Here is a 15068-nt window from a genome sequence, read left to right on the forward strand (position 1 = left end):
TCTGATCCGTCCTTTGCTAATCCGCTGTGGTTCCCCGGCACCGGCGTCAAGTCGCCTTAGTGCGGGCGCGGTATTTTTCGTGCGGGCGGTTACGGCGTTCCGAAACCATAGTCCGCCAGGGCCTTCCGCCCCTCCGGTCCGGTCACGAGCGCCACGAAAGCCTCGGCGGCGTCCGGATTGGCGCTCTCGGCCAGCCGCGCAATCGGATAGTCATTGACCGCGGCACCGGCTTCGGCGAAGTCGATACCCTCGACGTCGCCCTGAACGTTCTTCACATCGGTCACGTAGACCAGGCCGGCGTCGGCCTCCCCGGACATCACCTTGCCCAGCACATCGGTGACGGATGATTCCTCGCTCACCGCGGGGATCTTGATGCCGGCTTCCTGGGATACCTTTTGTGTGGCCGCGCCGCACGGCACCTGCGGGGCGCAGATCACGGTCTTGACCTGCTGGTCTGCGAGGTCTGCCAGCGATGCGATCCCGTACGGATTCCCCTCCGGTACGACGATCTGCAGCACATTCGTGGCGAACGTGACCGGCTCTCCGGCCGCCATGCCGGGTGCCGTGACCTTGTCCATGTTCTCCGGGTTGGCCGAGGCGAACACGTCCGCGGGTGCTCCGGACAGAATCTGGGTGGCCAGATCGGAGGAGCCGGCGAAGTTGAGCCGGACGGTCACGTCCGGGTGGTCGTCCTCAAAGTCGGCGGTCAGATCCGTCAGCACGCCGTTGAGCGAGGCAGCGGCGAAGACATTCAACTCGCCGGAGCTTGCCGATCCCGACGCGGGTGCCTCCTGCGGCCCCTGTCCCGCCGCTGTGCACGCCGTGGTTGCCAGCAGTGCCCCGCCCAGCAACACGGCCAACAGGCTACTTCGCGCAGTCCGTTTCACTGCGCTGTTCCGGCCTGGAGCGTGACCCATGTCAGTCCTTTGCCAACGGGGTCTCGACGGTCACCATCGTGGCCTTCACGACGGCGACGGCAACGGAGCCGGGCTCGATGCCCAGCTCGCGGACGGCCTCGGCGCTCATGAGGGAGACCACCCGGTGCGGGCCGCACTGCATCTCCACCTGCGCCATGACCGTGTCTTGCAGAACCTCCGTCACGATGCCCACGAAGCGGTTACGGGCCGAACTTCCGATTCCGGTGGGGTCCTGCGGCAGGGCCGATTGCTCCCGGGCCAGGGCGGCCAGCTGCGCGCCGTCCACGGTAGCCCGGCCGGAGGCGTCCTTGTGCTTGGTCAAGGTGCCGGCGTCGAGCCAGCGCCGGACGGTATCGTCGCTGACACCCATGAAACGCGCAGCGTCGGCGATGCGTATTTGCGTCATAAAAGCGAGTCTAGTTCCTCAAATGCGGAATGCGATAGGTTGCCGAACGGCCGGCCTTCCCGACAGGCGGACCGGCCCTGCACCAATGGGCTTCCTCGCGTACCCTCGTGGTATGAGCGTTGACTTGGGTATGCCGCAGGTTCCCGGCGCCGCGGCGGCTGCGGCACCCGCGCGGCCCGCGGGCGCGGGTCCGTCACTCGTAGACCGCTTCGGCCGGGTGGCCACGGACCTGCGGATCTCGCTGACGGACAAGTGCAACCTCCGCTGCACCTACTGCATGCCGGCCGAAGGCCTCGACTGGCTGTCCAAGGACCAGGTCCTCCGCGACGAAGAGGTGGTCCGTCTGGTGCGGATCGCCGCCGAGCGGCTGGGCGTGCGCGAACTGCGCCTGACCGGCGGCGAACCGTTGGTCCGTGCCGGGCTGGTGGACATCATCGCCGCGATCAGGAACAACCACCCGGATTTGCCAATATCGCTGACCACCAATGCCCTGGGGCTGGAGAAGAAGGCCGCCGCACTGAAGGCGGCCGGCCTGACCCGGATCAATGTTTCGCTGGACTCGCTGCACCCGGAGACGTTCGCCCAGCTCACCCGGCGCCCGTTCCTGGACCGGGTGCTCGCCGGAATCGAGGCCGCGGACGCCGCCGGCTTGGGCCTGGTGAAGATCAACGCGGTGCTGATGCGCGGGATCAACGATGCCGAGGCACCCGCACTGCTGGACTGGGCCGTGGACCGCGGCTACGAACTGCGGTTCATCGAGCAGATGCCGCTCGACGCCGATCACGGCTGGACCAGGCAAAACATGCTGGCGGCGGCCGAGATCCGCGCCCTGCTGGAACCGGACTTCCTGCTCGCCCCAGATCCGCGCGAACGCGACGGGGCGCCGGCCCAGCGGTGGGAAGTACGACGGCGGCGCTCCCCCGACGTCGTCGCCGGCACCGTGGGGATCATTGCCTCGGTGACGGAGCCGTTCTGCGGCGATTGCCGGCGTACCAGGGTCACCGCCGAGGGCAAGGTGCGCTCCTGCTTGTTCTCGCACGAGGAAACGGACCTGCTGGCCCTGCTGCGCAGCCAGGCGGGCGACGAGGCCGTGGCGGAACACTGGCGGAGCGCAATGTGGGCCAAGCCCAAGGCCCACGGTATGGACCATGCTGGTCTGGGCGGCGCGGACTTCGTCCAGCCGGACCGGACCATGAGTGCGATAGGCGGATAGATGATCATCCGGTATTTCGGCGCGGCCCAGGCCGCGGCCGGCCTCGATGAGGAAACGCTGGAGTTGCCCGACGGCACCACCTTGGAAGCGCTCCTGCGCGAAGTCGTGGCACGCCACAGTCCGGTGGAGAGCCAGGACAGGGTGCTCGCAGCTGCCGCGTCCGGAGGCGGAGCGGTTGCGCAGGGTGCGCCGCCCAGAGCGGCGTCGGTGGCGCCTGGCCGCTCGTCGGCCCCGTCCATGGAGTCGGTGATCGCCCGGAGCAGCTTCCTGCGCAACGAGGTGGCGTGGAAGGACCGGCAGGCGCCGCTGAAGGCAACGGACGTGATTGACATCCTGCCGCCGTTTGCCGGCGGCTAACCAGCAGCGTCAGGGGCCGCGGCCGGCCCCTCCCGGCCGCTAACCGCTAGCGGCCGAAGTCTGCCGGCGAGTCGAACGGGCCAACCACGGTGACGACGCGGGGTGCCGCCGCTAATTCGGCGGCCAGTTCCCGGACCTGCTCGACGGTGACCGCCTTGATCCGGGCCAGCGACTCGTCAATATCGAGGAACTCCCCGGACACCAGCTCGGCGCGACCCAGCCTGGACATCCTGGAGCCGCTGTCTTCGAGCGCCATCACGATGCCACCGGATAGCTGGCCGACGGCACGGCGCAGCTCGTCCGCGCTAATGCCGTCTGCCGCAAGCCGGTCCAGTTCGGAACCGAGCAGGTCGATGACCTGGCCGGTCTTGGCCGGTGAACACCCGGCATACATGCCGAAGTAGCCGGCGTCGGCATACGCGCCGGAGAAGGAATAGGTGGCGTAGGCAAGCCCGCGCTTCTCCCGGATTTCCTGGAACAGCCGGGAGGACATGCCGCCGCCCAGCACGGCGTTCAGCACGCTCATGACAAAGCGGCGTTCATCGGTGGCGTTGATGGACGGGCAGCCCATCACGATGTTTGCCTGTTCCACCGGACGGCGGTGCACATAGGTACCGGCGACCGGGGTCACGTCCGCTGCGGCCGTCTGGCGGCGAGGCACCGGCGCTGCGCCGTCCTGGAGATGCCAGCCAGCAGATTCCAACGCGGCGAGCACCAGGGTGCACACCGTGTCGTGGTCCAGCCCGCCGGCAGCGGTCACCACCAGCTCGTCGGGCCGGTAGTAGCGCTGGTAATGGGACCAGACCGAGTCGCGGGCCACGGCCTTGATCGCCTCGGGGGTGCCGCCGATGGGCCGGCCCAGCGGATGCCCGCCGAGCACCGCCTCAACGAATTTTTCGTGGCTGACATCCGCGGGATCGTCATTGTCCATGGCGATCTCTTCGAGGATGACTCCGCGTTCCTGCTCGAGTTCCTGCGGATCCAGGACCGCTGACGTGATCATGTCGGCGATGACGTCAATGGCCATGGGCAGGTCGGAATCGAGGACCCGGGCGTAGTAGCAGGTACTTTCCTTGGCCGTGGCCGCGTTCGACTCACCCCCGACTTCGTCGAAGGCGGAAGCGATATCCAGTGCTGTCCGGCGTTTGGTGCCCTTAAAGAGCAGGTGCTCCAGGAAGTGGGTCGAGCCGTGTTGGCCCGCGGCTTCATCCCGCGAGCCAACACCGACCCAGAAACCGATCGTCGCCGACCGCTGGCCGGGCATTGCTTCGGTCAGGACCCGCACTCCCCCGGGCAGCACCGAGCGGCGCACGATGGCACCGCCCGGTTCGCCATGGATCAGCGTGGGGTCCGACCCGCCGAGCTCGGTGGCATCGGTATGCTGCAAGCTGCCAACCAGCGGCAGGGCGACGACAGTCATGTTTACTCGGCCGAGGCCTCTTCGGCCACAGCTTCTTCAGCTGCAGCCTCGTCAGCGACCACCGGAGCCAGCGACAGCTTGCCGCGGTCGTCGATCTTGGTGATCTCGACCTGGACCTTTTGGCCCACCGACACCACATCGTCGACGTTGTCCACGCGCTTGCCACCGGCCAGCTTGCGCAGCTCGGAGATGTGCAGCAGCCCGTCCTTGCCCGGGGTCAGCGACACGAAGGCACCGAAGGTGGTGGTCTTCACGACCGTGCCCAGGTACCGCTCGCCCACCTCGGGGATCTGCGGGTTGGCGATCGCGTTCACGGCGGCGCGGGCGGCCTCGGCGGCCGTACCGTCGGTGGCGCCGATCAGCACCGTGCCGTCATCTTCGATGGAGATGTCCGCGCCGGTGTCCTCCTGGATCTGGTTGATCATCTTGCCCTTGGGGCCGATGACCTCGCCGATCTTGTCAACCGGGATCTTGACCGAGATGATCCGCGGGGCGAACTCGCTCATCTCATCCGGCTGGTCGATCGCGGCATTGATCACGCCGAGGATGTGCAGCCGGGCCTCGCGGGCCTGCTTCAGCGCGGCGGCCAGCACCGAGGCCGGGATTCCGTCGAGCTTGGTGTCCAACTGGATGGCCGTGACGAACTCCGAGGTACCTGCGACCTTGAAGTCCATGTCGCCGAATGCGTCCTCTGCGCCCAGGATGTCAGTCAGCGCCGCGTAGCGGGTCTCGCCGTCTACCTGGTCGGAGACCAGGCCCATGGCGATACCGGCCACCGGGGCCTTCAGCGGCACACCGGCGTTGAGCATGGACAGCGTCGAGGCGCAGACCGAGCCCATCGAGGTGGAGCCGTTGGAGCTGAGCGCCTCCGAGACCTGGCGGATGGCGTACGGGAACTCTTCACGCGACGGCAGCACCGGTACCAGTGCCCGCTCGGCCAGCGCGCCGTGGCCGATTTCGCGGCGCTTGGGCGAACCCACCCGGCCGGTTTCACCGGTCGAGTACGGCGGGAAGTTGTAGTTGTGCATGTAGCGCTTGCGGGTGACCGGCGAGAGCGAATCGATCTGCTGTTCCATCTTCAGCATGTTCAGCGTGGTGACGCCCAGGATCTGGGTTTCGCCGCGCTCGAAGATGGCCGAACCATGGACGCGGGGCAGAACTTCCACTTCAGCGGTGAGCTTGCGGATGTCGCTGAGGCCGCGGCCGTCGATGCGGACCTGGTCCGTGAGGATGCGCTGGCGCACTACCTTCTTGGTCACCGAGTTGAAGGCTGCGGAGATTTCCTTCTCCCGGCCGGCGAACTCGGCGGTTTCGGTGCCGGCGAGCTGGGCCACAACCTCGGCCTTGAACGCGTCGGCGGCGTCGTTGCGCTCCTGCTTGTCGGCGATCGAGAAGATCTCGGTCAGCTTGGCAGCGGCGGCGGACTCGACGGCGGCGAAGGCATCGTCTTCGTAGTCCCGGAAGATCGGGAACTCGACGGTGGGCTTGGCAGCCCGTGCGGCCAGATCAGCCTGTGCGTCGCAGAGCGCGCGGATGAACGGCTTGGCCGCTTCCAGGCCCTCGGCCACAACCTCTTCGGTGGGGGCGGTGGCGCCCTCTTCCTTGATCAGGTTCCAGGCGTTGTCGGTTGCCTCGGCCTCGACCATCATGATCGCGACGTCGTCCCCGGCAATGCGGCCGGCCACAACCATGCTGAACACGGCGCGTTCCAGCTCGGAGTGCTTCGGGAAGGCCACCCATTGGGCTCCGCCCTGGTCTGCGACCAACGCCACGCGGACACCGCCGATCGGACCGGAGAAGGGCAGGCCGGACAGCTGGGTGGACATGGACGAGGCGTTGATAGCCACCACGTCGTACAGCACATCCGGGTTGATCGCCAGCACGGTGACCACGATCTGGACCTCGTTGCGCAAGCCCTTGACGAAGGCCGGTCGCAGCGGACGGTCCATCAGGCGGCAGGCCAGGATTGCTTCCGTGGACGGACGGCCTTCGCGGCGGAAGAACGAGCCCGGGATGCGGCCGGCGGCGTACATGCGCTCTTCCACATCGACGGTGAGCGGGAAGAAGTCGAAGCCTTCGCGCGGCGATTTGCCCGCCGTCGTGGCTGACAGCAGGGCGGTGTCTTCGTCGATGTAGACCATCGCCGAGCCGGCTGCCTGCTGGGCAACGCGGCCGGTTTCAAACCGGATCACGCGCTGGCCGAAGCGGCCGTTATCAATGACCGCTTCTGAGAACTGAATTTCGGGACCCTCCAAGAGAGTCACCTCCGTTTCTTCGAGTGTGCGGAGGCTGCCGGTATCTGCCCAGACCTGCAGGCCGCTTCTCGGCCAGCCTGCCTGTACGCCACCCGGTCTTCGATCGAGACCTACGGGCTGCCCAAGGGACGTCCCGGAAGCCACTACCGAGGACCGCGAATGCCGCGATACCGGAAGTCTCCAGTTGATGTAGTTATCGCCCAGCGGTTTCCCGCCGGCCGTCTCCTGCCGCGCCCGAAAGGGCGAGGTAGGAAAAAAGGCGGCCCTTCTGTTCCCTGTTGCGATGAACGGAAGAGCCGCCTCCTTCGCCGACTAGCGGCGCAGGCCGAGGCGCTCGATGAGCGTACGGTAGCGCGTGATGTCGGTTTCACGCAGGTAGGTGAGCATACGACGGCGACGGCCGACCAGGGCCATCAGGCCGCGGCGGGTGTGGTGGTCGTGCTTGTGCATCTTCAGGTGTTCGGTCAGGTCGGAGATGCGACGGGACAGAACAGCGATCTGTACCTCGGGGGAACCCGTGTCGCCCTCGTGCGTGGCGTATTCCTTGATGATTTCCTGCTTGATCGCGGCGTCTAATGCCACAATAACTCCTAGAAGTTGTGCCGTGAGGCCCGAGTCAGCACTTCGCTGCCGGGAGCTCCGTACCTTCCGCCGGCAGCCAGAGGCTGCCGGACGCCGAGCACAGAGGGATACAGCCGCCACAGACCGCAGCCGAATCCACCGGCAAGTTTACCTGTTGCGGGCTCAGTCTGTCGAAAGCAGGCTTCGGGTGCGCGCTACGTCGTCGTGCATTTGGGCGATCAACGCCTCGGGGCCGGTGTAGGCCACCATGCCGCGCAGCCGCTGCACGAATTCGACCACTACCTGCTGGCCGTAAAGATTGAAATCATCGGTGCTCTCCTGCGGCCGGTCGATGACGTGCGCCTCGACCCGGCGGCTGGCCCCTTCGAAGGTGGGGTTCGAGCCCACCGAGATGGCGGCCGGCCACCTGGTACCGCGCTGGTCCACCAGCCAGCCGGCGTACACGCCGTCGGCCGGGATCAGCCCGGATGAGTGCTTGGACAGGTTCGCGGTGGGAAAGCCGAGTTCGCGGCCGCGGGCGTCGCCGTGCACCACTTCGCCGCGCATCCGGTGGGTCCGCCCGAGCACTTCCGCCGCCATCGCCACATCACCGGCCGCCAGCGCCTCACGCACCCAGGACGACGAGCAGCGCCGGCTGCCGTCGGCGCCGCCGTCTGCTTCGGCTTCGGCTTCGTATTCGTCCACGACCTCGACGGCGAAGCCGAACTGGCGCCCGAGTTCCTGCATCGTGGTCACATCGCCTGCGTTGTTTTTCCCGAAGCGCGTGTCGTGTCCGATCACGACGGCCGTTGCGCCCAGGGCCTCCACGAAGACGTTGCGGACGAACTGCTCGGGTGTTTCGCCGGCCAGCTCCAGCGTGTAGGTCATCATCAGGAGGCCATCCAGGCCGCTTGCAGCCAGGGCCTCAACCCTGTCTTCCAGACCCATGATCAGCTGCGGGGCTGCGTCCGGCCGGTGCACTTGCGAGGGATGCGGATCGAAGGAGATGGCCACGGCCTGCGCCTCGCGGGCGGCAGCCGTCTCCACCAGGCGTCGCAGCACCTGCTGGTGGCCGCGGTGCACGCCGTCGAAGTTGCCCAGTGTCACCACTGATGGACCAAAGCCACGGGGTACGTCGGCCAGGTCTTTCCAGTAGTGCACAGTGAACTCCTCATTGATTGGGCCTTGAGCGGTTGCGGCCCCGCGCCGGGCCCCTTCCATTATGGACGATCTTCCGACGGCTTCTGCCCGGCGGCCGGCCGGTGCCGCCAGAGCCACCAGAGGCCGACCACCGGAAGCACTAGCGGAACGTAACCGTAGCCTTGGCCGAAGCCGGACCACACGGTGTCCTGCGGAAGCAGTTCCGGGTCCAGCAGGCTGATGAGTCCGACGGCGACGACGCCCAGGAGTTCGATGCCCACGGCGGCCACGGAGAGCCAGTAGGAGCGGATTCCGGACTTGGCCAGCGTAATGGTCGCCAGGATGTAGACGACGGCGGCGAAGGCGGAGAGCACGTAGGCCACCGGCGCCTCGGCGAATTTGGTGGCGATCTGGTAGCCCGCCCGTGCGGTGGCGGACAGCGCGAAGACACCGTAGACCGCCACGAGCAGGCGGCCGAAACCGGTGGCCCGGCGTGCTACCTCGTTCGTGTCCTGGGCCCGCTGCACTGGCTGTTGTTCCCGGCCGGTTTTCATGCGGCGATTGCTCCGTCCCAAATCTGTTCCATTCTTACCAGCATCACAAAGACGGTCACGGCGGCGGCGCCCAGTACCAGGTTGCTCCACCGGCTGCGGTCAGTAATTGACCACCAGAAGGCCGCCACCGGCACTAGCAGCGCGGTGAGCAGATAACCCCAGAATTCCCAGGTTTCCCCAGCAACGGCCTCACCGGACACCTGCCGGATGATACCGGCCACGGCGTAGACCAGCAGGAACAGCTCCACGGCGGCCAGCGAGAGAATCGTAATGTCATTCGGCCCGTGTTTCAGGATGGCCGCAACCACGCAAATGATGGCAGCCAACAGCGTGACCACCGCGCCGGCGATAAAGAATCCGTCGACGATCATTTGTCTGCCGCCTCGTTTCCCGGGGCGAACACCAGCAGCGGTTTGGCCTGTGAATCGGTGTCTTCCAGCAGCGCCACCAGTGACCCGTCCGGGGCGAACGCCGCGGTGGCGCCCGCTTCTCCCCCGGCCGGAATCCGCCGACCGTGAGAGACATCGTCGGCTTCCGCGGCACTGAGTTCCCGGGCCGGGAACAACACTCTGGCGGCCTCATCCAGCGCGGTCAGTTGCAGGTTTTCGGCCAGTTGTTCCAGCGTAGCCGCGTCTTCGATCCGGAACGGTCCCACCCGGGTCCGGCGCAAGCCGGTCAAATGCCCGCCCACGCCCAGCCCCTGCCCCAGATCACGGGCCAGGGCACGGATGTAGGTCCCGGACGAACATTCAACGGTCACGTCCACGTCCTGCACCTTGCCGCCGCGCTCCCGGCGGATGCCGTGGACCTCGAACCGATGAATGGTGACCGGCCGGGCCGGCAGCGACACCTCCTGGCCCGAACGTACGCGCGCATAGGACCGCTGGCCGTTGACCTTGATGGCCGAGACGCTGCTCGGCACCTGCTGGATGTCGCCGGTCAGCGCGGCGACGCCTTCACGGATTTGTTGTTCCGTGACGGCCGCGGCGATGGTTTCCGCCGTGACATCGCCCTCGGCGTCGTCAGTCACCGTCGACTGGCCCAAGCGGATGGTCGCGTCATAGGTTTTAGAGGCACCCACAATGTAGGTCAGCAGCCGGGTTGCCTTGTTGACACCGATCACCAGGACGCCGGTGGCCATCGGGTCCAGGGTGCCGGCATGGCCGACTTTTCGGGTTCCGGCCAGCCTGCGCATGCGGCCAACCACATCATGGCTGGTCCACCCCTGCGGCTTGTCGACAAGTATCAGTCCGGAGCGGAGCAGGCCAGAAGTCACGCCTTTCAGTATATGGCGTCCCGGGTGTGGGTCCGTTCCCCGGCTTAAAGCATGAAGCGTTGACAGCCCTCGCGGGCCCTATTAGCTTGAGCTCACTGCGTGCCGCACTCGGCCTGAGGGGAATGTTCAGCAGGGAGAATGTCAGCGGGCTGGGCACAGTCGCCTTTTCGGCATCACTTGCGCTTACCTCCAGTCATTCCATCGATCTGCGAGACCTCTGAGGTGCTTCGCGGCTTCTTCCGGGAGCTCATCCGTGAAAAGACACAAACTCTATCTTGCCCTGCCCTTGGTGCTTGGCTTGTCGCTGGGCACCGGCTTGGCACCGGCATCATCCGCCGACCGCAACAGTACTAAGCCGCCGACGACCACCACGCTTGCCGACGGCCTGCTTTCCCCTCTGGGCCTTGCTGCCGGGCGGCAGGGGCTCTTCGTGACCCAGAATTTCGCCGGACTGTTGACCAAGGTTCGGTCGCAGGGCGACCCCAAGGTGTTGAACAGTTCCGGTGGACCGGAAGTGGGGGCCGTCTCTCTGTATCAGGACACCGTCTACTTTTCCGAAGGCACCGGCGCCGGCGGGATGGACGGGCTGCTGAACGTGCAGTGGATCAAGTCCTTGGACAACCACCGCAAGGCCACGCCGAGGAAGATCGCGGACGTGGCCGCCTACGAGGCCAAACGGAATCCGGACGGCCGGGTCACCTACGGTTTCCGCGCCGTGCGGGACCAGCAGTGCCTGGACCGGGTTCCCGCGGGGATCCCGGCCAAGTACAAGGGGCAGGTCGACTCCCATGCCTACGCAACCGCCGCCAACAAGCGCAGCATCTATGTGGCCGACGCCGGCGCCAATGCGATCCTGAAGGTCGACAAGCACAGCAAGCGGGTCAGCACCGTGGCCGTGCTGCCGGCGGCTTCCTTCCGGGTCACCGCCGTGCTGGCCGCGGGCATGGGCCTGCCGGACTGCGTGGTGGGCGAGAGGTACTACTTGGAGCCGGTGCCCACTGATGTGGAGTTCGGCAAGGACGGCTGGCTGTACGTCACGTCACTGCCGGGCGGTCCGGAAGACGGGAGCCTCGGCGCGCTGGGCCGTGTATTCAAGGTCCATTCGGAAACCGGCAAGGTGGTGCAGCTGGCCAGCGGCTTCTCCGGCGCCACGAACCTGGCTGTCAGTTCACGCGGTGACATCTATGTGGCCGAGATGTTCGGCAACAAGATCTCCGTGGTGAAGAAGGGGTACCACAAGGCGAGGACGTTCCTCAAGACGACCACCCCTGGCGCCCTGGAGATTCATGACAACCGGCTCTATGCCACGACGCATGCCCTGCCGGACTTCAGCGGGCAAACACCGCCCTCAGGCAAGCTGATCAAGATCAGGCTGCGCTGACGCCAGAGGAAGCCGGCACAACAAACGACGGTGGGCCACCCGCGCAGGGCAGGTGGCCCACCGTCGTCGTACTGTGGATGGTTACTCCGGGCGCGACTCGCTGCCGGATTCGTCCTCGTCTTCGTCACCGGGCTTACGGTACGGATCCTCTCCGCCGGCGAAGGCGGCTCCTTCGGCTATTGCCGCCACCTCGGCATCCCTGGCCTTCGCGGTCCGCAACAACTCCTCCAGGTGGCTGGCGTTCACCGGGATTTCGTCCGGGACGAATTCCAGCGTGGGCGTCAGCCGGGCGGTGATGTTCCGGCCCACTTCAGCCCGCAGGACGCCCTTGGCGGATTCAAGGGCCTTGCGGGTGCCGTCCTGCTCTTCGTCGGTACCGAAGACCGTGTAGTAGACGGTGGCGTGCTGCAGGTCGTTGGTCACCCGGGCGTCTGTGATGGTCACAAACCCAAGGCGCGGATCTTTGACCCGGCGCTCGAGCGCCTGGGCCACCACAACCTTGATCCGGTCGGCCATTTTGGCGGCGCGTGCTGGGTCTGCCATGACCCCTCCTCAATTCTCGTGATGATGGCGGAACAACGGGCGCCCGGCGGCGATGCCACCAGACGCCCGCTGCAAGCCGACTGCTAGACGCGCGGCTTTTCGCGCATTTCGAAGGTCTCGATGATGTCGCCTTCCTTGAGGTCGTTGAACGACCCAAGTCCGATACCACATTCGAATCCTTCGCGGACCTCGGTCGCGTCGTCCTTGAACCGCTTGAGCGAATCGACGGTGAGGTTGTCACCGATGAGCTTGCCGTCGCGGGTGACTCGTGCCTTGGAGTTACGGCGGATCGTGCCCGAGCGGACAATGGAGCCGGCGATGTTGCCGTACTTGGAGGAACGGAAGATCTCGCGGATCTCGGCGGTGCCGAGCTGCGCCTCTTCGTACTCCGGCTTGAGCATGCCCTTGAGCGCCAGCTCAATGTCATCGATGGCCGCGTAGATGACCGAGTAGAAGCGCATGTCCACGCCTTCACGCTCGGCCAGTTCCGCCACCCGCTCGGCAGGCTTGACGTTGAAGCCGATGATGATGGCGTTGTCCACCGTGGCCAGGTTGACGTCGTTCTGCGTGATCGCGCCGACACCGCGGTGGATAACCCGCAGCTGGACGTCCTCGCCCACATCGATCTTGAGCAGCGAGTCTTCCAGGGCCTCCACGGCACCGGACACGTCGCCCTTGAGGATGAGGTTGAGGGTGTCGACCTTGCCCTCCGCCACAGCCTTGTCGAAGTCTTCCAGGCTGATGCGCTTGCGGCGCTTGGCCAGCGCAGCGTTGCGGTCCGCGGCTTCACGCTTCTCGGCGATCTGGCGGGCGGTGCGCTCGTCGTCGGTCACCAAGAAGGTGTCGCCGGCGCGCGGCACCGTGGACAGGCCCAGTACCTGGACCGGACGCGACGGTTCGGCCTCGATGACCGATGCGCCGTCCTCGTCGAACATGGCGCGCACGCGGCCGTGGGCGCTGCCGGCGACGATCGCGTCGCCCACCCGCAGTGTTCCGGACTGGACCAGCACGGTTGCCACCGCGCCGCGGCCCTTGTCCAGGTTCGCTTCGATCGCGATACCGCGGGCGTCCTTGTTCGGGTTGGCCCGCAGGTCCAGGGCGGCATCCGCGGTCAGCAGCACGGCCGAGAGCAGGTCGTCGATGTGCAGGCTCTCGCGGGCCGACACGTCAACGAACATGGTGTCGCCACCGTATTCCTCCGGAACCAGGCCGTACTCGGTCAGCTGGCCACGGATCTTCTCCGGGTTGGCGCCGTCCTTGTCGATCTTGTTCACCGCGACGACGATCGGCACGCCGGCCGCCTGCGCGTGGTTCAGGGCTTCCACGGTCTGCGGCATGACGCCGTCGTCCGCGGCCACCACCAGGATGGCGATGTCGGTGACCTTCGCGCCACGGGCACGCATGGCGGTGAACGCCTCGTGGCCCGGGGTGTCGATGAAGGTGATCTTGCGCTCACGGTCATCGTGCTGGAAGTCAATCTGGTAGGCACCGATGTGCTGGGTGATGCCACCGTGCTCGCCTTCACCCACCTGGGTGTTGCGGATGGCGTCCAGCAGGCGGGTCTTACCGTGGTCGACGTGGCCCATGACCGTAACAACGGCCGGGCGCTTCTCCAGGTCGTCTTCGCCCTCGGCCTCGAGCTCTGCGTCGAGGTCGATGTCGAACGAGTCAAGCAGTTCGCGCTCTTCGTCCTCCGGGGAGACAACCTGGATCTTGTAGCCCAGTTCGACGCCCAGCAGTTCGAAGGTGTCTTCGTCCAGGGACTGGGTGGCCGTGGCCATCTCGCCCAAGTGGAAGAGCACGGTGACCAGCGCTGCCGGGTTCGCCTCGATCTTGTCGGCGAAATCGGTGATGGAGGACCCGCGGCGCAACCGGACAACGGTGTTGCCGTCGCCGCGGGGTACCGAGACACCGCCCAGCGACGGTGCGCTCATCTGCTCCAGTTCCTGGCGCTTGGCGCGCTTCGACTTGCGCTGCTTGCCGCGACCGGCGCCTCCCTTGCCGAAGGCACCCTGGGTACCGCCGCGACCGCGGCCTCCCTTGCCGAAGCCACCGCCGGCCGGCGCTCCACCGGCACCCGGACGGCCCGGGGCGCTGCCCGGGGCACCCGGACGGCCGGGAGCACCACCGCGGCCGGCCGGGGCCGGACGCTCGGTGCGGTTAGGCATCATGCCGGGAGTCGGACGGGCACCACCGGGGCCACCACCGGGACGCGGGGCACCCGGGCGGGGTGCGCCCGGACGCGGTGCACCCGGACGAGGGGCGGCGCCGCCGGGACGCGGTGCAGCCGGACGCGGACCGCCCTGGCCTGCAGCAGGACGCGGCCCACCCGGACGAGGCATGCCCTGCGAGGTTGCAAACGGGTTGTTACCCGGACGCGGTGCGCGCTCGGCATCGCGGTCGCCGCCACGGCCGCGGGGCATGCCCTGCGAAGTGGCAAACGGATTATTGCCCGGACGCGGGCCACCGGGGCGCGGGGCACCGGGACGGGCAGCTGCGGGGCCGCCGGGACGCGGAGCTGCAGACGCGGGCTTGGCTGCCGGAGCTTCAGCAGGCGCCGAAGCTTCAGCCGCTGCGGCAGCTTCAGCTACCGGTGCCGGCGTGGCTGCTTCAGCTGCCGGAGCCGGAGCAGGTGCTGCCGGAGCGGGAGCTGCAGGAGCGGGAGCCGGAGCGGGCGCTGCCGCCGGGGCTTCCGGTGCTGCCTTCGCAGCGGGCTTCGCGCCAGGCTTGGGTGCTGCCTTGGGTGCGGCTGCCGGCTCGCTCTTCGGAGCGGCAGCGGGGAAGGCGTCGCGAAGCTTCTTCACGACGGGTGCCTCAATGGTGGATGAGGCGGAACGGACGAATTCGCCCAGTTCCTGCAGTTTGGACACTGCGTCTTTCGAGGTAATACCGAGCTCTTTTGCCAGCTCGTGTACGCGGACCTTGGCCACATTTCTCCTGTCTCGGTCCGCACGAGGCAGGGCTGCCGGGTACGAACCGTCTATTTCTTGCTGCGGCTTTCAGCAGAATCGGCTGAAATACCGCGGGCGGAGCACAATGAAGTAC

At 66.9% G+C, this 15068-nt stretch carries 14 protein-coding genes; 3 read left to right on the top strand and 11 right to left on the bottom strand.

Going from position 1 to position 15068, the window contains the following annotated elements:
- Window positions 1-89 precede the first annotated feature (89 nt).
- Both modA and MNQ99_RS12605 read right to left on the bottom strand, forming a co-directional pair.
- The gene (gene modA / locus MNQ99_RS12600) at window positions 90-854 is read right to left on the bottom strand and encodes a molybdate ABC transporter substrate-binding protein (protein ID WP_338423128.1); all 765 of its coding nucleotides are present in this window, start codon (window positions 852-854) and stop codon (window positions 90-92) included.
- 64 nt (window positions 855-918) lie between these two features.
- The gene (locus tag MNQ99_RS12605) at window positions 919-1323 is read right to left on the bottom strand and encodes a TOBE domain-containing protein (RefSeq protein ID WP_241913168.1); all 405 of its coding nucleotides are present in this window, start codon (window positions 1321-1323) and stop codon (window positions 919-921) included.
- Between the two features lie 112 nt (window positions 1324-1435).
- Between MNQ99_RS12605 and moaA the strand changes: the two genes are divergently transcribed.
- Together moaA and MNQ99_RS12615 are read left to right on the top strand one after the other, a co-directional pair.
- Window positions 1436-2536: a GTP 3',8-cyclase MoaA gene (moaA, locus tag MNQ99_RS12610; protein WP_241913169.1), complete on the top strand. Its 1101-nt coding sequence runs from the start codon at window positions 1436-1438 to the stop codon at window positions 2534-2536.
- The gene (locus MNQ99_RS12615) at window positions 2537-2893 is read left to right on the top strand and encodes a MoaD/ThiS family protein (protein WP_127511729.1); all 357 of its coding nucleotides are present in this window, start codon (window positions 2537-2539) and stop codon (window positions 2891-2893) included.
- 46 nt (window positions 2894-2939) lie between these two features.
- Here the strand turns inward: MNQ99_RS12615 and MNQ99_RS12620 are convergent, their stop codons facing one another.
- The 7 genes from MNQ99_RS12620 to truB form a co-directional block, all read right to left on the bottom strand.
- A complete protein-coding gene (locus MNQ99_RS12620; RefSeq protein WP_241913170.1) occupies window positions 2940-4313 on the bottom strand; it encodes a M16 family metallopeptidase in 1374 nt (457 codons plus the stop codon).
- A gap of 2 nt (window positions 4314-4315) precedes the next feature.
- Window positions 4316-6568: a polyribonucleotide nucleotidyltransferase gene (locus MNQ99_RS12625; RefSeq protein WP_241915363.1), complete on the bottom strand. Its 2253-nt coding sequence runs from the start codon at window positions 6566-6568 to the stop codon at window positions 4316-4318.
- A gap of 312 nt (window positions 6569-6880) precedes the next feature.
- The gene (gene rpsO / locus MNQ99_RS12630; protein ID WP_241913171.1) at window positions 6881-7150 is read right to left on the bottom strand and encodes a 30S ribosomal protein S15; all 270 of its coding nucleotides are present in this window, start codon (window positions 7148-7150) and stop codon (window positions 6881-6883) included.
- 162 nt (window positions 7151-7312) lie between these two features.
- Window positions 7313-8350: a bifunctional riboflavin kinase/FAD synthetase gene (locus tag MNQ99_RS12635; protein WP_241913172.1), complete on the bottom strand. Its 1038-nt coding sequence runs from the start codon at window positions 8348-8350 to the stop codon at window positions 7313-7315.
- Window positions 8350-8823 (bottom strand): hypothetical protein, encoded by a 474-nt coding sequence (locus MNQ99_RS12640; RefSeq protein ID WP_241913173.1) that lies wholly within the window; start codon window positions 8821-8823, stop codon window positions 8350-8352. Before MNQ99_RS12640 ends, MNQ99_RS12635 begins: the two co-directional genes overlap by 1 nt.
- The gene (locus MNQ99_RS12645) at window positions 8820-9194 is read right to left on the bottom strand and encodes a hypothetical protein (protein ID WP_127511733.1); all 375 of its coding nucleotides are present in this window, start codon (window positions 9192-9194) and stop codon (window positions 8820-8822) included. Before MNQ99_RS12645 ends, MNQ99_RS12640 begins: the two co-directional genes overlap by 4 nt.
- Entirely contained in the window at window positions 9191-10099 is a 909-nt protein-coding gene (gene truB / locus MNQ99_RS12650; protein WP_277883549.1) for a tRNA pseudouridine(55) synthase TruB, read from the bottom strand. Before truB ends, MNQ99_RS12645 begins: the two co-directional genes overlap by 4 nt.
- 253 nt (window positions 10100-10352) lie before the next feature.
- Here truB and MNQ99_RS12655 point away from each other — a divergent pair, with 253 nt between their 5' ends.
- Entirely contained in the window at window positions 10353-11480 is a 1128-nt protein-coding gene (locus tag MNQ99_RS12655) for a ScyD/ScyE family protein (protein WP_241913174.1), read from the top strand.
- Window positions 11481-11561: 81 nt separating this feature from the next.
- Here the strand turns inward: MNQ99_RS12655 and rbfA are convergent, their stop codons facing one another.
- Together rbfA and infB are read right to left on the bottom strand one after the other, a co-directional pair.
- Entirely contained in the window at window positions 11562-12023 is a 462-nt protein-coding gene (rbfA, locus tag MNQ99_RS12660) for a 30S ribosome-binding factor RbfA (RefSeq protein ID WP_241913175.1), read from the bottom strand.
- A gap of 83 nt (window positions 12024-12106) precedes the next feature.
- Window positions 12107-14953 (bottom strand): translation initiation factor IF-2, encoded by a 2847-nt coding sequence (gene infB, locus MNQ99_RS12665; RefSeq protein WP_241913176.1) that lies wholly within the window; start codon window positions 14951-14953, stop codon window positions 12107-12109.
- Window positions 14954-15068: the final 115 nt, after the last annotated feature.

The sequence above is a fragment of the Arthrobacter sulfonylureivorans genome (genome assembly GCF_022637435.1).
GTDB lineage: Bacteria > Actinomycetota > Actinomycetes > Actinomycetales > Micrococcaceae > Crystallibacter > Crystallibacter sulfonylureivorans.